17 protein-coding genes and 1 pseudogene are annotated in these 19,273 nt (G+C 55.5%); 8 read left to right on the top strand and 10 right to left on the bottom strand.

Annotated elements, in window-relative coordinates; translation table 11 throughout:
* Window positions 1-357: 357 nt before the first annotated feature.
* The 3 genes from ACOYW1_RS19540 (at window position 358) to ACOYW1_RS19530 (ending at window position 4,745) form a co-directional block, all read left to right on the top strand.
* On the top strand, window positions 358-1,773 hold the full coding sequence (locus ACOYW1_RS19540; protein ID WP_482419369.1) for a coniferyl aldehyde dehydrogenase: 1,416 nt from the start codon (window positions 358-360) through the stop codon (window positions 1,771-1,773).
* An 81-nt stretch (window positions 1,774-1,854) separates the two neighbouring features.
* On the top strand, window positions 1,855-3,036 hold the full coding sequence (locus ACOYW1_RS19535) for an iron-containing alcohol dehydrogenase (protein ID WP_482419368.1): 1,182 nt from the start codon (window positions 1,855-1,857) through the stop codon (window positions 3,034-3,036).
* Between the two features lie 173 nt (window positions 3,037-3,209).
* Window positions 3,210-4,745, top strand: coding sequence for an arylsulfatase (locus ACOYW1_RS19530; RefSeq protein WP_482423773.1), 1,536 nt, complete (start codon window positions 3,210-3,212; stop codon window positions 4,743-4,745).
* 114 nt (window positions 4,746-4,859) lie between these two features.
* On the opposite strand, the gene ACOYW1_RS19525 is transcribed toward ACOYW1_RS19530, so the two are convergent.
* Both ACOYW1_RS19525 and ACOYW1_RS19520 read right to left on the bottom strand, forming a co-directional pair.
* Window positions 4,860-5,465 (bottom strand): amidase family protein, encoded by a 606-nt coding sequence (locus ACOYW1_RS19525; protein ID WP_482419367.1) that lies wholly within the window; start codon window positions 5,463-5,465, stop codon window positions 4,860-4,862.
* 63 nt (window positions 5,466-5,528) lie between these two features.
* Entirely contained in the window at window positions 5,529-6,074 is a 546-nt protein-coding gene (locus tag ACOYW1_RS19520) for an amidase family protein (protein ID WP_482419366.1), read from the bottom strand.
* Window positions 6,075-6,684: 610 nt separating this feature from the next.
* On the opposite strand from ACOYW1_RS19520, the gene ACOYW1_RS19515 reads away from it, so the two are divergent.
* Genes ACOYW1_RS19515 through ACOYW1_RS19505 form a run of 3 tightly spaced genes read left to right on the top strand, consistent with a single transcriptional unit; the run spans window position 6,685 to window position 8,985 of the window.
* Entirely contained in the window at window positions 6,685-7,137 is a 453-nt protein-coding gene (locus tag ACOYW1_RS19515; protein ID WP_482419365.1) for a hypothetical protein, read from the top strand.
* The gene (locus ACOYW1_RS19510; RefSeq protein WP_482419364.1) at window positions 7,121-8,473 is read left to right on the top strand and encodes a lipoprotein N-acyltransferase Lnb domain-containing protein; all 1,353 of its coding nucleotides are present in this window, start codon (window positions 7,121-7,123) and stop codon (window positions 8,471-8,473) included. The genes ACOYW1_RS19515 and ACOYW1_RS19510 overlap by 17 nt, the downstream gene beginning before the upstream one ends.
* The gene (locus ACOYW1_RS19505) at window positions 8,401-8,985 is read left to right on the top strand and encodes a DUF7840 domain-containing protein (protein WP_482423772.1); all 585 of its coding nucleotides are present in this window, start codon (window positions 8,401-8,403) and stop codon (window positions 8,983-8,985) included. Before ACOYW1_RS19510 ends, ACOYW1_RS19505 begins: the two co-directional genes overlap by 73 nt.
* On the opposite strand, the gene ACOYW1_RS19500 is transcribed toward ACOYW1_RS19505, so the two are convergent.
* Window positions 8,976-10,202: a hypothetical protein gene (locus ACOYW1_RS19500; RefSeq protein ID WP_482419363.1), complete on the bottom strand. Its 1,227-nt coding sequence runs from the start codon at window positions 10,200-10,202 to the stop codon at window positions 8,976-8,978. The two genes, ACOYW1_RS19505 and ACOYW1_RS19500, sit on opposite strands and share 10 nt — an antisense overlap.
* Window positions 10,203-10,673: 471 nt before the next feature.
* Window positions 10,674-13,356: pseudogene (gene polA, locus ACOYW1_RS19495) on the bottom strand (DNA polymerase I).
* Between the two features lie 282 nt (window positions 13,357-13,638).
* Here polA and ACOYW1_RS19490 point away from each other — a divergent pair.
* A complete protein-coding gene (locus ACOYW1_RS19490; RefSeq protein WP_482419362.1) occupies window positions 13,639-14,082 on the top strand; it encodes a CoA-binding protein in 444 nt (147 codons plus the stop codon).
* Window positions 14,048-14,278, top strand: a complete 231-nt coding sequence (locus ACOYW1_RS19485; protein WP_482417438.1) for a hypothetical protein — start codon at window positions 14,048-14,050, stop codon at window positions 14,276-14,278. The genes ACOYW1_RS19490 and ACOYW1_RS19485 overlap by 35 nt, the downstream gene beginning before the upstream one ends.
* Window positions 14,279-14,386: 108 nt before the next feature.
* Here the strand turns inward: ACOYW1_RS19485 and ACOYW1_RS19480 are convergent, their stop codons facing one another.
* The 6 genes from ACOYW1_RS19480 to ACOYW1_RS19455 form a co-directional block, all read right to left on the bottom strand.
* Window positions 14,387-15,679 carry an NCS2 family permease gene (locus ACOYW1_RS19480; protein WP_482417437.1) on the bottom strand — a complete coding sequence of 431 codons (1,293 nt, stop codon included), beginning with the start codon at window positions 15,677-15,679 and terminating at the stop codon, window positions 14,387-14,389.
* A 348-nt stretch (window positions 15,680-16,027) separates the two neighbouring features.
* Window positions 16,028-16,621, bottom strand: a complete 594-nt coding sequence (bamJ, locus tag ACOYW1_RS19475) for a BamJ family beta-barrel-assembly machinery protein (protein WP_482423771.1) — start codon at window positions 16,619-16,621, stop codon at window positions 16,028-16,030.
* Window positions 16,622-16,871: 250 nt separating this feature from the next.
* Window positions 16,872-17,186, bottom strand: coding sequence for an HAD family hydrolase (locus ACOYW1_RS19470; protein WP_482419361.1), 315 nt, complete (start codon window positions 17,184-17,186; stop codon window positions 16,872-16,874).
* On the bottom strand, window positions 17,119-17,517 hold the full coding sequence (locus ACOYW1_RS19465) for an HAD family hydrolase (RefSeq protein WP_482419360.1): 399 nt from the start codon (window positions 17,515-17,517) through the stop codon (window positions 17,119-17,121). Before ACOYW1_RS19465 ends, ACOYW1_RS19470 begins: the two co-directional genes overlap by 68 nt.
* Window positions 17,518-17,678: 161 nt before the next feature.
* Entirely contained in the window at window positions 17,679-18,380 is a 702-nt protein-coding gene (locus ACOYW1_RS19460) for an OS_HP2 family (seleno)protein (protein WP_482419359.1), read from the bottom strand.
* A gap of 211 nt (window positions 18,381-18,591) precedes the next feature.
* The gene (locus ACOYW1_RS19455; protein WP_482419358.1) at window positions 18,592-19,164 is read right to left on the bottom strand and encodes a YfcE family phosphodiesterase; all 573 of its coding nucleotides are present in this window, start codon (window positions 19,162-19,164) and stop codon (window positions 18,592-18,594) included.
* Window positions 19,165-19,273: the final 109 nt, after the last annotated feature.

Here is a 19,273-nt window from a genome sequence, read left to right as displayed (position 1 = left end):
CCTGAATCTCTACCCAGGATTGTAAATTTTGCAATGTTAAAATGCAATAACAGGGACTACATGAATGGTAATTATTTCAGTATCCTTTAGCCCAAGTTCGGACTGGGGCCGGGGCATGGGCATCGCATCCTGTGGGTAGGATGCCATTGAACCTGAGCGCTGGTTCCATCCATTGACAGAAAGATGATGCAGGTTGTTTTGTGTGGGTTAATAATTTAATATAATTGAAGAAACCTCGAGTGAAGTGCGCGAGGTTATCCCCTCGTACCTGCCATTTCGTGCCCAATCACCGATGAACCTGCACGTAACGAAACATCATTTTCGAAATGAATACCCCAAAAAGGAGCGTTCAGACCCATGGACATTCAACAAGAGATAAAGAAAATGGAGACCACCCTGGTCACCATGAAGCAGGCCTTTGACAGCAGCCCCATGCCAAGCCTTGATGCGCGGATCGAGATGCTCAAGAAGCTGAAAACCGCCCTGGTGGCGTACACGGGGGACATCAGCACCGCCATGAGCGATGACTATGGAAAGCGAAGTGAGCTGGATACGCTTATCGCCGATATCACCCCCTGCATCGGCAACATCAATCACACCATCACCCACCTGTCTGAGTGGATGGCGCCTTCCAGGAGAGACCCCGGGCCCCTTCTCACCACGTCATCCGTGGAGGTGATCTATCAACCCTTGGGGGTTGTGGGCATTGTGGTCCCGTGGAATTTTCCCGTTATGCTCTCCATCGGGCCTCTCATTTCCGCCATTGCCGCAGGTAACCGCGCCATGCTCAAGATGAGTGAATTTACGCCCCACACCAACAAGGTCCTCGCAGAGATGCTGAAATCGGTGTTTGATGACAGCTATGTGAGCGTGTTTGAAGGGGAGGCCGAGGTCTCAGCGGCCTTTACGGAACTGCCCTTTGATCATATCCTGTTCACCGGGTCCACCACGGTGGGGCGCCATGTCATGCGGGCGGCTGCGTCCAACCTGACCCCGGTGACCCTTGAGCTCGGCGGGAAATCACCGGTGATCGTGGGTGAGGATGTCTCCATGGAGATGGCGGTGGAGCGGATTATCTACGGCAAAAGCCTTAACAACGGCCAGGTTTGCGTGGCTCCGGACTATGTGTTCCTGCCCGAGGGCATGCTGGAATCGTTTGTTGCCGAATACAAAAAGCAGTACGCAGGCCTTTTTCCCCAGGGAGTGGATTCCGAGAACCTTACCTCCATGGCAAACACCCGTCAGTTCAAGCGCATTGAAGGGCTTTTAAACGACGAACAGGAAAAACAGACCCGCATCGAACCTTGCCACGGAAACAGCATGGACAGCGCCAAAAACCGACTGGTCACCCACATGGTTGTGGATCCGGCAAGAGACGCCAAGGTCATGACCGAAGAGATCTTCGGCCCGTTGCTCCCCCTGATCACCTATGGGGATGTTCAGGAAGCCATAGACCATATCCAGGGCAACCCAAGGCCCCTGGCCCTTTACCTGATGACCCATGACGAGGCCCTTCAGCAGCGTGTGAAAACCACGGTTCATTCAGGTGGGATGTGCATCAACGACAGCGTGTTTCACCTTGCGGTGGATGATGCCCCCTTTGGCGGTATCGGTGCGTCGGGAATGGGCAACTATCACGGGTTTGAAGGTTTTCTGACCATGTCTCATTCAAAAACCGTGATGACGTCGGGAACGGAACACAACATAAAGCATCTTTTCGCAAGGGAAGACAATGAGTTCAAAAAGGCCGTAATGGAGGCCTTGTTGCGATAACCGGCAAGTGGACCGGTAAAGAAAAATAAGCCCTTCACCCAAATCCATGAAGGGCATTTAAATAAATCAGGAATAGAAACAATGAAGTCTCACCCGTTTGATTACCAGATGAAAACCATCGTTCACGCCAGGGAAAACGGCATTGAAAATGTGCCCTCCCTGTTCCGGCACATGGGCGCAAAGCGCGTTGTCCTCTTCTCCGACAAAGGCCTTGAGGCCTTTGGTGTCGTGGATAGGTGTGCCGATATATTCAACCGCCAGGCAGATGTCACCCTTGCCGGCACGTTTACCGCCATTGAACCCGATGCAGCCTGCCGGAACATCAATGAGGCCATCGCCTACGCAAGGGATTGCGGGGCCGATGCCATCCTGGCCGTTGGGGGAGGAAGCGTCATCGATGCTTCCAAAGGGGTTAAATATGCTCTGGACAGGGGGCTCTCCGACATTCGCATAGCCATCGCTGGTGGTGGCAGGCTGGAGGTCTGGCCGGAGTCTCAGGGCTTTGATACCCCCCATATCGCCGTCCCCACAACCGCAGGCACCGGCGCGGAAGCTTCTCCCATTGCCGTTTTTTTCAACGAAGAAGAGAACATCAAGGCGAGTCTTGTGGTTTCGGGCCTTGAGGCGGATATCGCCATTCTGGACCCAGGCATGACAACCGGGCTTCCCAAGGGGCTTACCCGCTCCACGGCCTTTGACGCCCTGACCCATGCCGTGGAAGCCCTGGTCTCGCCCCTGAGCAACAGCTTTACGGACGCCTATGCCATGCAGGCGACACGCCTTATTATCGACAACCTGCCCAGGGCATTGGAGGCACCTGGGGACACAGCGGCCCGGGGTGCCCTGTTGCAGGCCAGTACTATGGCCATTTCTGCCTTTTACTCTTCCCTCGGTGGGATTCCCATCCACAACTGCGCCCACGCTTTCGGGGCTGTGGGGCATATTCCCCATGGGGACGCCAACACGGTTCTGATGCCCGTTGTTATCGAAGCCTTGCCCGAGTTTTATCAGCCGAAAATCGGCAAGCTGGCTTCAGCCCTGGGGCTGATGCCCGAGGCGGACGATACCCGCACCCTTGCGTCGGTGGTGGCGTTTTTGAAAGACTTTCAGCAGAGAATCGGGGCCGACACCACCTTTTCAGCGTGGGCCCTTGATGACGACCAGAAGAATCGAATCATGGAGACCGTAAAAAAAGATATGGCTTACCAGTTTTACGCCATCCGTGACGAGAAAATTGCTCAGATTGTCAACGGGGTGGCATAGCCCGGGCGCAGAGCGCCTCCATCCAAAGACAGACATCGTGGCTTGTGCCATGTGCCGGTTTCATGAACACGTAACACGTACTCATTGAAGGACCAAGAACCCAACCAAGGGAGGAAGGTACAATGACGCTTAGTTTACGCGGAAACATGAGGACAGGTGTACTGGTCACCGTGATGGTTGTGATAGGACTGGCGGCGCTCTGGGGGCTTGCCCATGGGGAAGAAGCGCAAAAACCCAATATTGTCATCATCTGGGGGGACGACATCGGGCAGAGCAATATCAGCGCATACACCAAAGGCCTGATGGGCTATCGAACCCCCAACATCGACTCCATCGCCAAGGAGGGGATGCTCTTCACCGATTATTATGCTGAGCAGACATGTACCGCAGGGCGCGCTGCCTTTATCATGGGGCAGAGTGTGTTCCGAAGCGGGCTGAGCAAAGTGGGGATGCCCGGCGGCGATCTCGGCATGAACAAAGAGGATCCCACCATTGCAAGGCTTTTGAAAGCCCAGGGGTATGCCACCGGGCAGTTCGGAAAGAACCACCTGGGTGACAAGGACGAGCATTTGCCCACGGTTCACGGGTTTGATGAATTTTACGGATCGTTGTACCACCTCAATGCATCGGAAGAGCCTGAACTGCCCGACTACCCCAAAGATCCGGAGTTTATCAAGAAATACGGCCCCAGGGGGGTGCTCTACTGCCTTGCCCTGCCCAATGGCAAGCAGTCCATCGAGGATACGGGGCCCCTCACAACAAAACGCATGGAGACCATCGATGACGACGTTGCCGAGCGGTCAGCCCGATTCATCGAAAAACAGCACAAAGCAGGGACGCCATTTTTTGTCTGGGTCAACTTTACCCACATGCATTTTCGTACCCACGTCAAACCTGAGAGTCTGGGCCAGTCCGGCAGGTGGCAGAGCCCCTACCATGATGCCATGATCGACCACGACAAGAATGTGGGGACGGTCCTCGATAAACTCGATGAACTCGGTATCGCAGACAACACCCTCGTTTTTTACAGCACGGACAACGGAACCCATATGAACACCTGGCCCGATTCTGCCATGTCGCCTTTTCGGGGTGAAAAAAACGCAAACTGGGAAGGGGCGTACCGGGTACCTGCCATGGTGCGGTGGCCCGGAAAAATCGAAGCGGACTCGGTGTCCAACGAGATCATGTCCCACATGGACTGGATGCCCACGCTTCTGGCCGCAGCAGGGGTTCCCGACATCAAGGAGAAGTTGAAGAAAGGCTACAAGGCCAATAAAAAGAAATACCGCGTGCACCTGGACGGCTACAATTTCCTGCCGTACCTGACGGGAAAGGAAGAGAAAGGCCCCCGGGAAGAGTATTTCTATTTTTCCGATGATGGGGACCTGCAGGCTCTGCGGTACGATAACTGGAAGGTGGTCTTTGCCCAGCAACGTGCGCCGGGAACCATGCTCGTGTGGGGCGAGCCCCTTGTACACACGCGCATTCCGTGGCTCTACAATCTCAGGACAGATCCTTATGAGCGTGCCTCCATCACCTCCAATACCTATTGGGACTGGTGGATGGATCACGCTTTTCTCCTGATTCCCGCCCAGGGGTATGTGGAAAAATTCCTGGCGACCTTCAAAGAGTTCCCTCCCCGTCAGGAAGCAGGCAGCTTCACCATCGACAAGGTAATGGAAAAGCTCAAGTCCCCCAGCAGTCCGTAGTGCTTTCTATATGATCTGATGCGTTACATGGTATGGCGTTAAAAAGCGGCCCCAATCGGGCCGCTTTTTTGTTTGGCGTAACCCATGACAGCAGAAGGGGAGCATCCCGTAACGTCAGTGACCGACGCACCGGGTGTAGAGGTCGTTGCACAGGGCCATGAGGGCTGTGTCCTGACCATACCCGGCGACAAACGAGAGGCCCACAGGGATTCCGTCTGCCTCTGCCACGGGCATGGTGATCTGGGGCGCGGATGACATGCCTGAGATGGCGTTGACGCCCATGGCTCGCGGGATGTACTCCCCTTCGTAGAACGCCGGGGTGATCTCCGAAAGCCTGGGGGCGGGGTCCACGGTGGTGGGAAAGCAGAGGATGTTCCCGTCGCTCAGAAAATTGTTGAGCTGGCGCTGGAAGGTTTGCCGAAGCGTGAGGCGGCGCTGGATATCCTTGCGGTCCGAGCCTTTGGCATACGCGTGAAGGGCGGACTCCACCCCGGGGCTCAGGGTTGGCTTTTCATGGGTGACCCAGGCACCGAAGGAGTTCCAGATCTCAATGGAGAGCAGGTATCCCAGGTTTTCGAAGAGCCAGCGCCAGTTGACATGGGGAGCTGTGATGTCTGCCATGGTGGCGGTCCGGGTGGGGCAGGTTTCAGCCAGTTTTTTGCGAATGGGCGTAAGGGCGCTGCAGATCTCCCCGTCGGCCAGTTGAAACAGATCCTCCACAAAGCAGATGGTCGGGCGGGGTGTGGCAGGACTGCGGGGCCCCGTTGGCCAGGAGAACCCTTATCACCTTTTCCAGCACCTCTCCGGTGCGGGCCATAGCGCCCACGCCTTGTAGGACGGTGCCAGGGGGAGTACCCCGGACAGGACGAGGCCGTGGGACGGCCGTGCATCCCCAGATCTGGATCGGATGCGGAGCCTGGACTGCATCCCTGCGTCCGTGCCCAGGGGAATCACCTGTCCCCCTGCCACCGCCGATGCGGAGCCGCTGGAGGATCCTCCGGGAATTCTGTCCGGGGCCTTGGGGTTTACCGGGGTGCCGTAAAAGGCATTGACCCCCAGAAGGCTGTAGGCCAGCTCGTCGGAGATGGTTTTTCCCTTATGGGTGGCTCCGGCCCCCAGGAGCTGTTCCATGCAGATGGCATGGGCCGCCGCCTCGGTGGAACGGGTCTCTTTCCATCCCGGGCTTCCGTAGCCCGTGATCTCGCCGGCCACGTCCATGTTGTCTTTTAAGGCAAAGGTCAGGCCGTCCAAAGCCCCGGCGGCGTATGGTGCGTGGGTGGTGTTGTTGACAAACGGGTCGGTCCGGTGAATGGGCATATTGGATTTCATGGCAGGGTACCTCATATTCGAGATGCATTTTTGTTTTCTGCGGTCGCTGGGGAGAGCCTTGTCTTTTTCGGTAAACAGATCCCGATGGTAGTCGCAATCAATGCGTTTGACAACCTCGCATAGAGCCAATAAAGCGGGATGGCAACTTTTATTTAGAAGGCGTTTATGGACGCGCTCGTTGTTTCTGTGGGGTGTTACATTATACCCGTGGGACGTCACATGCTATGGAACAAAAAACAGGGCGATTGAACGATGGCTGAGTCTGTTTGGTATACGACGCAACGGCTTTTTTTTGCACTGTGGGTGTAAGTAAAGTGTGATGCCTATAAACTTTGTTGGAGAGACTTGGTTTTTTAAGTAATTTTTTTTGAATGTGGATGTCTTTGATTGTATTTACTGTTTTTGTTATGTGTAGTTAATATGGTGCGTCTGAGACTATTGCTTTTCTGGTATTTGGTTAAGAGCTTTATTTCTCACAGCGTCCTTAGGATTTGGTGGAGATGTTTGGGTTGACACTAATGTTTATGTTCATCTAAGTATTGCTGGTTTGATTGGCTGGGGTTTGCTTCGTTAATCGTATTTCTAATATTACCGCAAAAGGATTTTTGAAATGAGCTTGGTACCAAGAGAAACGTATTTTGTGCTTTTTCTGTTCTGTGTTTTTAATTTTTGCAGCTGTGCAACTGTTTTTACAGGAGAGTCGGCGAACATCTCACTCAATACCCCAGACGGAAAAGAGGCTAACGTTGAAGTCATTTCCGCATCAGGAACCCAAAATATAACCATTCCTTCTTCCGTTATGGTTAAACGGGCCAAAAGCCCTGTCCTTGTGCGTGTGACCGATGAGACGTGCGAACAGACAACCGTAAACGTTGCCCAGCAAGTAAATGTTCCTTTTTACGCCAATTTTCTTTTTGGCCTGTTTGGGACGACATCAGCAGGGGTGGATGCATCAACCGGATCAATGTGGACCTATGATGAAAACGTCGTTGTCCCTGTGAAACGAAAAGACCTTGCCAAGATTCAGTACAGCGCAAAGATAAAGAATGAGAATCATAATTAAAGGTGTGTGTGTTCTGGCAGTGGCATTCGTAGTCGGGTTACCCGGCAATGCCATTGCCGAGCATAAGAATGTCAGCAATACTACTTACCGCTTGCACGAAAAAGCAAAAATAAAAAATCTATCCGATCATCCTTTCTGGCACATTCTCATTCACTATAAAAGTAATCGCTTTTTGATCCGGGACTCGGCTTTTTTTGTCTCTTCCAATGGCTGTCGTTCACCCGAATCTGAGTTGAACGCATGCATTGAGGCTTTTTTTGGGGAAGACTTGCTCGAGAATACATTTTTATGCCGGTTTCCTGCTCGCTATCTTTGGCTGTGCCGCCAACTGGATATCGTTCCTTCAGCATTCACCTGCCCCGAACTCAAAGCCTTTATAACGAATTTGTCAGCCCAAAAAATATCCATCGTATACACTTCCGAAAGCTTTAAATATGTTGGAAGCATGATGGGGCACCTGTTTTTGAAACTCGATGGTGAGGACAGCCGCGGAAGACGATCGCATGCTGTGGGGTTTTGTGCTGTGTTGCCTGACAATAGTACATTTTCTATGTTCTATGACGCACTTTTTTCACACCTGGACGGTCGATATATTCTGACCTCATATGACGATGAAGTAGAAAAATACTGCTATAAAGAACAGCGCAATATGGTTGAATTGCCTTTGGACTTGAGCATGGAGCAGTGCTCACTTCTCATATGCCACCTATGGGAAATGAAGGGGATCAATGTAGGGTATAATTTTATTTCCTATAATTGTGGGGCAGGTATTCTTGACCTGATCCAAGCGGGATACCCCGATTCCGTGAAGATCAGTCGATTCGTTCAAACGCCAAAGGGGATTGTTAGGGCGATCATGTCGACTAAGCATGTCGGCGAAGTCTATTTCAGACCAACACTCGAGTACACAATAAGGCAGATATCGGGGCACCTCAGTGCACAGGACAAGGCGTTGGCAGCGTCTGTAATGAAAAACCATGATTTGACAGTGTTGGATCGCATTTCTGATTTGTATGAAAGGCAAATGGTTTTGATCTTGCTGCGCTCAGAGCTGATATACCAGGTGTTCACAAGCAGGCATGAGAAAGATAACAACAGACAGGATCTGTTGGATGCAATCAATGCCTCAATTGACCCACGCGTTGAACACGCCGTTTTGAATGGGCAATATTCCGAATTTAAGAACCGATTTAACACCAATGGAGCCTCAAGCTTTTCTTTTGGGGCTGCCTACAAGGGGCAGCTCCTTATTCGCTTGTTGGCATATCTCCTGTTTACAATTGCTTATCTTCTGATAATTCGGAATATTTTAAAGAGTTCCGGTTTAAGTTACTGAGTACTGAGCTTGATTACTTTGTAAAAGACCGAGAGTTGTTTGTTCAGGAATTTGATGTGGTTGACTTTAAGGCATATGTCCCCTTTAAACCCTCTGTTAAAGGATCTTCTGCAGAGGTGAAGCTTTCATTTGAGCAGGAAGGGTTGGAAGGAGAGAAAAACAAGCTGTACCCTCACATGGTGCTTGGGCTTGGGCGGACAAAGGCTCTCTGCTATGACCAGTATCAGTACTATGGTTTTCTTCGTGTCGGCGACGCGTATTTTGATGACAGAAATGTGGCTTATGTGGGGCCAGAAGTCGGTTTTTTTGTGAAAAACAGGCGTGTGAAAGTAAACGGCTCCTTAGAGCGAATCATCAGTACGGCTCACTACAAATATGAAACCAAGCTGAGGGTCGCCTGCTCTTTTTTTACAGGGAAAAGTCGGGATGTATCTATGGCAGCGACTCTTTTTTCCGACGACTCTGGACATGAGACAGCTCAAGCCAGTGTTTCCTGCACTGTTCACTTCTGAATCGTTTTAAAGTGAACCAGGGCTTCCCGGAAGCTGACGCTCAGCCGCTCCTTTTCCGTGAGCAAGACAAACCCCATGTTTTGGGCCTCTTTTTCAATATCGGCCATGTGAAGGGCGCCCCAGGGCACGATGAGGGTGTCGTAACGGGGCAGGGCCTTGGCCATCATGGCGACCACGGCCTGGTTCCTTCGGGTGAAGATGTCGTAGGTGATGTCGGCCAGGATCGATTCGTCATCTGTCTGGGTTTCGAGCCAGGCGGTGTACCCCCGCCATGCGCCTGCGGGTGAATCGGCCTCGGAGAGGACCTGGGCCAGGGTGTTGATGAAGGCCACGGTGGCCGGGGAAGCCTCGGAGAGGTCGATGTCTGCGGAGACAATATGGGGTTTGTGGGCCGCCTCATCCGGTGGCGCAAGGGGCTTGAACTCGTCGGAGACGCTGGTGGCGTCCAGGGTCATGCGCTCCTGGGTGTCGAGGCCCAAAAGGGTTCCCAGGCTGTCGTAGGAAAAGTGGGTTCTGAGGAGCCCCTGTCTGTCCGAGACCCCTTCGGCAAGGATCAGGGTCCTGCCGTTGGTCATGGAGTTTCCGATGTCATGGTAATAGGCTGTGCGGCCGATGTGGATCATGGGAATCAGGCGCAGGGTCTTTCCGTTTTTCCCGTAGGTTTTTTCGTTCATGTAAAGGCCGGTGAAGCTGATGCGCATGAACCCGTTGGTGCGGGCCTCCACAAAGGCAGAAAAGGCCGAAAGCCCCATGAAAAACAGAAGCACGGGAACAGCCAGGGTGGTTACGGATACATACACTATGGTGTTTTTTGCGCTGAACCAGGGCCTTTGAAACATGGAGGGGCTCATGAGAAAGGGGTGGTCCGATTGATGCCCAATGGCCCGGAGCCCAGCAAGGCCGATGCCCAGCTGCCCCAGGGCCATGAGAATGCCGAACACTCCTTCGGGGATGTACCGGGGCGCGGGCCAGAAGAGGAGGCCTCCCCACAGGGCATAGGCCGCCATGGGCAAGAAGACTCGCTTGGGAAGTCGTCGGTCCAGGCCCATGACCATGAAAATAAGTACGGAGAGAAAAAGGACCAGATATGCGAGGACATTCCTGGGCTGGACGAGCAGGTGCATCCCGCTTACCGCCAAAAGGAGTTCGTCCAGGACGGAGATGGCCCCGTCGGCCAGGAAAAGAACCAGAAAAAGATTGGCAAAACGACGCATCATGGGGTGCGGCCTTTTATCGTGGTTTTAGAAGCATGAAAGGAGAGGCCGCCGGTAACTATCCAGCTCAAAAAAGCCTCCGGCGGGTCGCTTTTTGAAAAAAGCTCCGCAAAAATTTTCCGGTAATCAAGGAGCTCATCTCCAGCCCCGCAGGGGTCGAAGATAAGCGCTTTGATAAATCGAAAAATAAGGTAACTATTCAGTTGCCTCCGGCGGGTCGCTTTTTTGCAAAAAAAAGCTCCGCAAAAAACGTTTCTACGCACCTGTATCTTCGTTTTAATCGCCCTTCAGGGCGATTAAAACGAAGTACGGGTGCGCAAAATGGCGAAATTGTTTCGGCGGAGCCTATAAATTATTACTTGAGACCTCTTTGTCAAACTTTTTAAAAAGTTGGGCCCCCGGCAGGGCCGCCGGAGGCATTTTTATAACCTATAACCTATAACCTATGACCTGGTGTGCCTATAACCTGCCCTTTTAGTGCGCCTCGTTCCAGTTGTCTCCCACCTCGATATTGACGGACAGGGGCACGGCAAGCTCCCAGACGTTTTCCATGGCCTGCTGCATGAGGCCCTTCACTTCGTTTACTTCCGCTTCCGGGGCTTCAAAGACGATTTCGTCGTGGACGCTCATGATCATGCGGGTTTTCAGCTCTTTCTCTTTGATGATCTCGCTGCAGCGGAGCATGGCCAGCTTGATGAGGTCGGCGGCGGTACCCTGGATGGGGGTGTTGACCGCAGAGCGCTCGGCAAACTGTTTGACGTTGCGGTTGGCGCTGGCGATCTCGGGCAGGGGCCGGATACGCCCCAGGAGGGTGCTTGTGGTTTTTGTCTCCCGGGCCTCTTCGATGCAGGTGTCGATGAACGTTTTTACACCGCTGTAGCGGGCAAAGTAGTTTTCGATGAAGCTCTTGGCCATCTTCTGGGTGATGGCGAGTTCCTTGGAGAGGCCGTATGGGCTCATGCCGTACATGATGCCGAAGTTCACGGCCTTGGCCTGGCGGCGCATCTCCCCGGTGACAAAGAGGAGGTCGCAGTCGAACATTTCGGCGGCGGTGCGTTTGTGGATGTCCTCGCCTGAGTTGAAGGACTCGATGAGGATGGGGTCCCCGGAGCAGTGGGCCAGGAGGCGCAGTTCGATCTGGGAGTAGTCGGCGGCGATGAGTTTATTCCCCTCTGCCGGAACAAAGGCCCCGCGGATCATGCGGCCCTCGTCGCTTCGCACCGGGATGTTCTGGAGGTTGGGGTTGGAGCTGCTCAGGCGTCCGGTGACGGCCACGGTCTGGTTGTAAGAGGTGTGGATCCGGTGGGTGGTGGGGTGAATCAGGCCCACCAGGGCGTCGGCATAGGTGCTCTTGAGCTTGGCCAGGGTCCGGTACCGGATCACCTGGGCCGGGAGGTCGTGCATGGCGGCCAGGGCGGTCAAGACCTCTACGTCCGTGGAGTAGCCGGTCTTCTTCTTGGTCTTTTTCTGGACGGGCAGCTCAAGCTTTTCAAAGAGGATGGCTCCGAGTTGCTGGGAGGAGTTGATGTTGAACTCTTCCCCTGCAAGGCTGTAGATGGACGCTTCGATGGTCTCCATCTCGGTTTCAAAGGTCTTGGAGATGGTGATGAGGGCCTCTTCATCCACGGCCACGCCCGTGTGCTCCATCTCGGCCAGGACATGCATCAGGGGCATTTCCATGGTGTCGAAGAGCCCGGTGAGGTTTTTCGCCTCAAGTTCTTTTTCAAACTCCTGGGCGAGCATCAGAGTAATGTCAGCGTCTTCGGCGGCGTAGGGCACGGCCTGGGAGAGGGGGACCTCGGAGAAAAGGAGCTGGTTCTTGCCCTTGCCCGCCACCTCTTCGAACTTGATGGTCTGGTGGTCGAAGAGCTCCAGGGCCAGGTCGTCGAGGCCGTGGGAGCGCCGGGTGGGGTTGAGGAGATAGGAGGCCACCATGGTGTCGAAGGCGATGCCGCGAAGCTCGATGCCCGCGCCTTTTAAGACCAGCAGGTCGTATTTGATATTCTGGCCGCACTTGCGGATGGCCGGGTCTTCCAGAATGGGCTTCATGACGGCAAAGACCGCCTCTTTGGAGAGCTGCTTGTCGGACTCCAGGCCCGTGTGGCCGAAGGGGATGTAGTACGCCTCGTGGGGCGTCACGGCAACGGAGATGCCCACCACCTCGGCCAGCATGGGGGAAAGATTTGTGGTCTCGGTGTCCACGGCCACCAGGGGGGCATCCTTTATCTTTTCCGCCAGCTCTGCCAGGGCCTCTTCGGTGAGCACGGCGTGGTAGGCTTTGGTCACCTTTTTCTGCGGGGCGCTGAACATCTTGATGTATTTTTTAAAGCCCAGCTCCTTGAAGAGTTCTAAAAGGGTCTCGCCGTCGGGCTCGGGAACCACAAGGGCCTCTTCGTCAAAGGGGAGGTCGGCGTCGGTCTTGATGGTGACCAGGTCCCGGCTGATGAAGGCCAGGTCCTTGTTGGTGATGAGGTTCTCTTTCTGCTTCTTCTTGGTGATGGTCTCCACCTGCTCGTAGAGGCCGTCCAGGGAGCCGAACTCATTGATGAGGGCCGGGGCGGTCTTTTTACCGATGCCCGGTACCCCGGGGACGTTGTCCGAGGTGTCTCCGGTGAGGGCCATGATGTCGGTGACCTGCTCGGGCCACACCCCGAGTTTTTCCTTCACCGCGTCCCGGTCCAGGTAGACGTCCCGGGCCGGGTCCGAGATAACACAGGTGTCGGTGACGAGCTGCATGAAGTCCTTGTCCCCGGTGACGATGACCACCTCAAAACCGGCGGCCTCGGCTTTTTTGGCCAGGGTGCCGATGACGTCGTCGGCTTCCAGGCCCTGCTGCTCCATGGTGGGGATGCGGTAGGCCTCGGCCACCTTGTGGACAAAGGGGATCTGGGCCCTCAGGTCGTCGGGCGTGGAAGATGCGCCGGTTGGCCTTGTACTCTTCGTACATCTCGTGGCGGAAGGTGGGGCCCTTGGCGTCAAAGCAGATGACGGCGTGGGTGGGAGCAAAGTCGTTCATCATCTTGACGATGATGTTGGTAAAGCCCAGCACCGCGTTGGTGGGGAGCCCTTCGGCGTTGGTCAAAGGGGGAAGGGCGTGGAAGCTTCGGTATATGTATGCACTGCCGTCGATGAGGTAGATTTTTTTCTTGTCGGTCATGGTCTGGATGGCTCCGGGTTCATGGGGCGAGGCCTGTTGACAGGGGCCTTGGGTTGCATTACGTTCAGCATCTGATATCGCGATGTGATCATGCGGGCCGATGCGTCGGTATGGCGATGCCCCTGCGGGGTCTTTATTATCGGGACAACCCTTGCACGGCGTTGGTGACGTGTCGGATTGTGTGGGGTTACGTGTCGATGAGGTCATTGCGCGGAAAAACCCGCTGCAATGGCGTATACCTACCATGAAAAGGGCCAAACGGCAAACACCCGGAGGTGAACCATGGCAGAGAAAAAAGGCGAGATCCTCATCTCGGACCGGCAGATCAAGGACGTGCTGGAGCGTGCAAAAACCATCGCGGTGGTGGGGCTTTCACCCAAGCCCGAGCGGGACTCCCACGATGTGGCCAGGTACATGCAGGAAAACGGGTACGTCATCATTCCCGTGCGCCCGGCCCAGAAAGAGATCCTGGGGGAAAAGGCGTATAAAACCCTTGATATGGTGCCGGGCCCCGTGGACATTGTGAATGTGTTTAGAAGAAGCGAAGACGTCATCCAGCATGTGGACGAAGCCATCGCCGTCGGGTGCAAGGTGTTCTGGATGCAGCTCGGCATTGAGAACAGGGAAGCGGCTGAACGTTTGACAGATCACGGCATCGACGTGATCATGAACCGGTGTATCAAGGTGGATCATGCCTCGTACTTCAAAAAGAATATCCTCATATAAGCGAAAGAAACTCAAAGCCCAGGAATCGCCCTGCCACTGCTGCGGCAAAGGCGAGCTCCCCTTTGCCTGGCGCTGCCGCTGCGGCTTTACCATCTGTCAGGACTGCATGGAAGAGAACTTCTGGGGCATGACCTGCAACGGCATCACCTGGGAGTGCCCGGACTGCAGCGCACAGAACGGGTTCGGGAATCAGTGAGACAGGTGATAGGCTTATAGGTCATAGACCATAAGCTTATAGGGAAAATAAAAAAGGGAGCGACCCGCAAGGCGGGCGCTCCCTTTTTTCGTTTTTATGCGGCCTGCTCTACATGAAGAACTTGAGAACAAAGATGGCGGCGATGATGTACATCACCGGTGAGACCTCTTTGGCCCGTCCGGAGAGGACCTTTAAGATCACGTAGCTGAGCATGCCGAAGACGATGCCCTCGGAGATGCTGTAGGTAAGGGGCATCATGAGGAAGGTGATGAAGGCCGGGAGGGCCTCGGTGGCATCGTCTAAGTTGATGTTCTTGATGGGGGAGAGCATGAAGAAGCCCACCATGACCAGGGCCGGGGCCGTGGCTGCGCCCGGGATCATGAGAAACAGGGGCGACATGAACAGGGCCACGAAGAAGAGGCCGGCGGTGGTCAGGGAGGTGAGGCCGGTGCGGCCGCCCTCTGCCACGCCAGAGGCGCTCTCCACGTAGGTGGTGACGGTGCTGGTGCCCATGCAGGCGCCGAAGGTGGTGCCGATGGCATCGGCAAAGAGGGCCTGCTTGGCCCGGGGCAGGCGGCCCTTTTCATCCAGGAGTCCTGCCTTGGCGCCCACGCCCACCAGGGTGCCCACGGTGTCGAACATGTCGATGAAGAGGAAGGTGAAGAGAACCACGGCCATGTCCGTTGTAAAGAGCTTGGAGAAATCGAACTTGAACATGATGGGCTCAAGGGAGGGGGGGGCGGAGAAGAGCTTCAGCCCTTCCATGTGGGTGACGCCCAGGGGGATGCCCACCAGGGTGGAGACAAGGATGCCTGCCAGCAGGGCCCCTTTTTTGTTCATGGCCAGGAGGGTCCCGGAGACAACGATACCGATGAAGGCCACCCAGACGGCATGATCGCCCATGTTGCCCAGGGTGACGAGGGTGGCATCGCTTTTGACGATGACGTTTGCCCCTTTAAGGCCGATGAGGGCGATGAAAAGGCCGATGCCCACGGAGACGGCGTTTTTGATGGAGAGGGGGATGGCGTTGATGATGGCCTCACGCACGTTGAAAAAGGTGAGGACAATGAAAATAAGGCCTTCGATGAAGACCGCGGTGAGGGCCATCTCCCATGAGTAGCCCATGTTGAGGACCACGGTGAAGGCAAAAAAGGCGTTCAAGCCCATGCCCGGGGCCAGGGCAAAGGGGAGCTTGGCCACCAGGGCCATGACAAGGGTGGCCACCAGGGCGGACAGGGTGGTGGCGGTGAAGAGGGCCCCTTTGTCCATGCCGGTGGCACTCATGATGTCCGGGTTGACGGCCAGGATGTAGGCCATGGTCATAAAGGTGGTCAGGCCTGCGATCACTTCCGTCCTGACATCGGTTCCGTTCTCTTTGAGCTTGAAAAAGTTTTCCAGCATCTTCTTAGTAACCTTCCTGGTGGTTCACACATATCCCTGACGCGGCGGACAGGGCTCAACATTTGCCAGGGCCTTGTGCTGGGCCGTGGCATCACTCCTTGAATCCAACATGGCGCGTCCCCGGTGAGTGCGTGGTCAGCCGGGGCCTTCCTTTAAAAAAAAGAGTGCCGGTATTATGAAACCCTTGGATTTGCATGATACCGGCACGAGCTTTCTATACCACTATGTGAGCGGCAGGGAAAAGGCATTTTTTGAATGTGTTATCCCGTCAAGCAAGACGGTCCCCCAGCCGTGCCTCTCTCAGGTGGTGGCATAGGAGGGCACGGGGCAGGGGGGGAGGTGCTCCCGTTATTCGGCAGCGGGAACGATCTCCAGAAGCTCCATCTCGAAGATGAGGGCTTCGTTGGGACCGATCTTGGGACCGTTGCCGTTGGGGCCGTAAGCCAGGGTCGGGGGAAGGTAGAGCTTCCACTTGGCACCGGTCTTCATGAGCTGAAGGGCTTCGGTCCATCCGGCGATGAGGCGGTCCACCTGGAAAACGGCGGGCTCGTTACGCTTGTAGGAGCTGTCAAAGACGGTGCCGTCCAGAAGCATGCCTTTGTAGTGGACCTTCACCTTGTCGGAGGCCTTGGGGGTGGCGCCCGTGCCCTTTGCGATGACCTCGTACTGGAGGCCGGACTCGGTAGTGGTGATGCCCTTCTTGGTTTTGTTTTCGGCCAGGAAGGCGTTGGCTTTTTCAAGGTTGTCCACGGTCTGCTTGATGCGTTTGGCCTGCATCTTTTCAATGGCCGTGGTTTTGGTCTGGGTCATCTCTTCAGGGGTCATGAGGGGCTCGGTACCGTGGAAGCCGTCCTGGATCCCTTTGATGAGGGCATCAATGTCGAGCTCAAGGGCATTGGCCTTGAGGTTGGTGCCGATTTCCATGCCGATGGTGTAACCGATCTGCTCATCAAAGGATTCGAGGTTTTTTTTTCTTAGCTCTCGGTGGCAGCGGCGGCCACGAAAGCCAGGGTTATGATGAGAGCAAATGATGCAGAGATCAGGTTTTTCTTCATGAAGGTGTCCTTTGGTTTACAAGTCGTTGGTTGGGATTCCCGTCGCAAAAGGGATCCGGGTGACGTTGGTGTCAAAAAAAACGGTTGTTGAACTGTTCGTCTTTCACGTAAGCGGGGTGGCGCCGGGGAGCTTTGATTCAAGCCATGGGCAACCCCAGCATCAAGGGGATTTCCCCAAGGCGTTCCATGTGGGCGTCGGCCGGAAGGTCCGGGTTGCCGAAGGCCACAAAGGGGACCCCGGCGGCCTGGGCTGCCAGCTGGTCCGTGCTGGAATCTCCGATGTAGAGGATCTCGTGGGCCGACACCTTGAAGTGGTCCATGATGCTGTGGAGCTGGTCCGGGGCGGGCTTGGGGTGGGCCACAGTCTGGGAGGTGACCACCAGCTCAAAGAGATCCGAAAGGCCGTAAAACGTCAACACCGCGTCCATGGTGTTGGACCGGTTCGTGGCCACGGCCCGCTTGCATCGGGGCGAAAGGGCCGTGAGAACGCGGATCAGGCTCGGTTACTATCTTCATATGGGGAATCAGGGAAGCGTAGTCAAAGGCGGCGGTGGCGGCGCGCACCTCGCTTAAGTCCACGCGTCCCTCAAACAGGTAGGCCAGGGCCTGACTGACGGTGGCCATATGGACGTACCGGAACTGCTCGTCGCTTAAGGGGGGCATCCCGAACCGGTCGAGGATGGTGTTGTAGTAGATGCGGTTGGTCTCTTCGGTGTCGAACATAACGCCGTCACAGTCAAAGGCAACCACTCGGATGGCTTCGGGGGTGATGTTTGATTTCATGCCTTAAAAGCCCGGGCGTAGCGGGCCTTCCATAAATTAAGTGTCGGGGCCTTTGGTTATCCGTGGCATCGGGGGATGCCCGTGGAGAGGCGAGTCGTGGTGGTACCGGCCGGGCATTGCGGGGATTACCGCGGTGCCCGACGGCGCTCATGGCTTTTTTGTCAGGCTTTTTTCCGGATGTACAGGGTCACCTGGATCCTCATCTGGGGACGAATATCGCTGTCCGTATCGATGTCGATGGTGCTGGAATAGCGCCCGCTTTTGCTTGTGACATTTTTCACGGTGAGTTCATACTCACGGCCGGTCTTTCCCGCCACCTCTTTAACGTCCACGGTGATGAGCTTCGGGTTCACGGGATTGGCAGAGAGGAGCTTGAAGGGATACTCCTTGCTGGGCACGATGCGTACCTTGGCCGTGAGCTCCTGACCCTCTTTGCCGATGAGCCGAACCTGGGACGGAGTGATGGTGACGACTTTTTCCACATGGCCCCTGAAGATCAGGGAGGTGGTCTGTCGTTCCGAGTCATCGATACCCACCTGGATGCTGCGCTTGAAGTCCCGTCCGCCGTAGCCCCTGGTGTTGCCGATGATTGTGATGATTCCGCTGCCGCCTGGCGCGATTCGCTTCGTAAACGAAGCGGCGGTGCAGCCTCAGCCGGGCCGGACCCGAGTGATGCGGAGTTCTTCGGTACCTTGGTTCTCTACGGTGTACTCGTGCTTTATGCGTTTGCCCTCCGGTGCGGAGCCGAAGTCAAACTGGGCTTCGGGAATATGGAGAACAGGCCCTTCGGCCTGTTCGGCAGCCGAAAGGGGCAGGGCGGTGCAGAGGATGAAAAGCACCAGCGCCACTAATTTTTTGTACATGATGTCACCTCAGTGTCGAACGTTGCTGTCGTCGCGTGGGGACGAAGGGGATGAGCGTGAGGGCTCGGGCAGCACATAACCTTGCGGCTCGTCCATGGAAGCCGGGGTTTTGTCGATACGTTGTGTCGGCTGGTATGTATCGTATCCCCCAAAAGGGCGGAGGATGTGCGGTTATATTTTGCGAGAGCACGGACTCGTTGCGTATCAGGTATCAGCATCGGCGCATAGTGTATGTTTCTCGCCGGGTGTTGTCAAGGTGAAGGGCGGCCTTGGCGTGGTTGCCCAGGGCATGGGGAAAGGTGACTTTGCGGATGGTTCCCTCGGCTGTGTCGAGGAGGGCGAAACTCGGATCGCCGTTGGAACCCATGATCTCCCCGGGGTTCAGTAGGGTGGATCGCCCAAGCTCTTCCCGGTGCCAGGTGTGGGAGTGGCCGCAACAGACCAGGTCGAAGTCCCCGGTGGCGGCAAAGGCGCGCCCCACATCGGGCTGGTGGGTAAAGGCAATGCGCAGGCCCCCCAGGGTCACCTTGCCCACGGTCTCGTGGAGCTGGATGTGGTCAAGGTCCCGATAGGCGGCCCGGGCCAGGGTCAGGACGCTGCCGTCGTTGTTGCCGAGGACCCCGTGGACCGGGATGCCCGCCTTGTCCAGGCGCCGGAGCATGAAGGGGGCCACAAAGTCCCCGCAGTGGATGATGGCCTCGGCTTCGGCTTCGGCGATGAGGTCAAGGGCGGTCTTCAGGTGCCAGATATTGTCGTGGCTGTCGCTCATGATGGCGATGCGCATGGTGTGTTCCTTTGATAAAATGTAACTATTCAGCTTATGGTTGCCTCCGGCGGCCCTGCCGGGGGCTAAACGTTTGCCTGATTTTATAAAGGCGGGTTTAACAAACAGG

This window comes from Desulfoluna sp. CYM3A, assembly GCF_056829965.1.
The sequence above is the reverse complement of the archived record's forward strand: the minus strand, read 5'-3'. Positions and strand labels throughout refer to the sequence as shown.

Excerpts from the sequence above, each read along its gene's own strand:
- ACOYW1_RS19540 (WP_482419369.1), top strand. The coding sequence starts at position 358 with ATGGACATTCAACAAGAGATAAAGAAAATGGAGACCACCCTGGTCACC.
- ACOYW1_RS19535 (WP_482419368.1), top strand. The coding sequence starts at position 1,855 with ATGAAGTCTCACCCGTTTGATTACCAGATGAAAACCATCGTTCACGCC.
- ACOYW1_RS19530 (WP_482423773.1), top strand. The coding sequence starts at position 3,210 with ATGGTTGTGATAGGACTGGCGGCGCTCTGGGGGCTTGCCCATGGGGAA.
- ACOYW1_RS19520 (WP_482419366.1), bottom strand. The coding sequence starts at position 6,074 with ATGAAATCCAATATGCCCATTCACCGGACCGACCCGTTTGTCAACAAC.
- ACOYW1_RS19515 (WP_482419365.1), top strand. The coding sequence starts at position 6,685 with ATGAGCTTGGTACCAAGAGAAACGTATTTTGTGCTTTTTCTGTTCTGT.
- ACOYW1_RS19510 (WP_482419364.1), top strand. The coding sequence starts at position 7,121 with ATGAGAATCATAATTAAAGGTGTGTGTGTTCTGGCAGTGGCATTCGTA.
- ACOYW1_RS19500 (WP_482419363.1), bottom strand. The coding sequence starts at position 10,202 with ATGATGCGTCGTTTTGCCAATCTTTTTCTGGTTCTTTTCCTGGCCGAC.
- ACOYW1_RS19490 (WP_482419362.1), top strand. The coding sequence starts at position 13,639 with ATGGCAGAGAAAAAAGGCGAGATCCTCATCTCGGACCGGCAGATCAAG.
- ACOYW1_RS19485 (WP_482417438.1), top strand. The coding sequence starts at position 14,048 with ATGCCTCGTACTTCAAAAAGAATATCCTCATATAAGCGAAAGAAACTC.
- ACOYW1_RS19480 (WP_482417437.1), bottom strand. The coding sequence starts at position 15,679 with ATGCTGGAAAACTTTTTCAAGCTCAAAGAGAACGGAACCGATGTCAGG.
- ACOYW1_RS19465 (WP_482419360.1), bottom strand. The coding sequence starts at position 17,517 with ATGAAATCAAACATCACCCCCGAAGCCATCCGAGTGGTTGCCTTTGAC.
- ACOYW1_RS19455 (WP_482419358.1), bottom strand. The coding sequence starts at position 19,164 with ATGCGCATCGCCATCATGAGCGACAGCCACGACAATATCTGGCACCTG.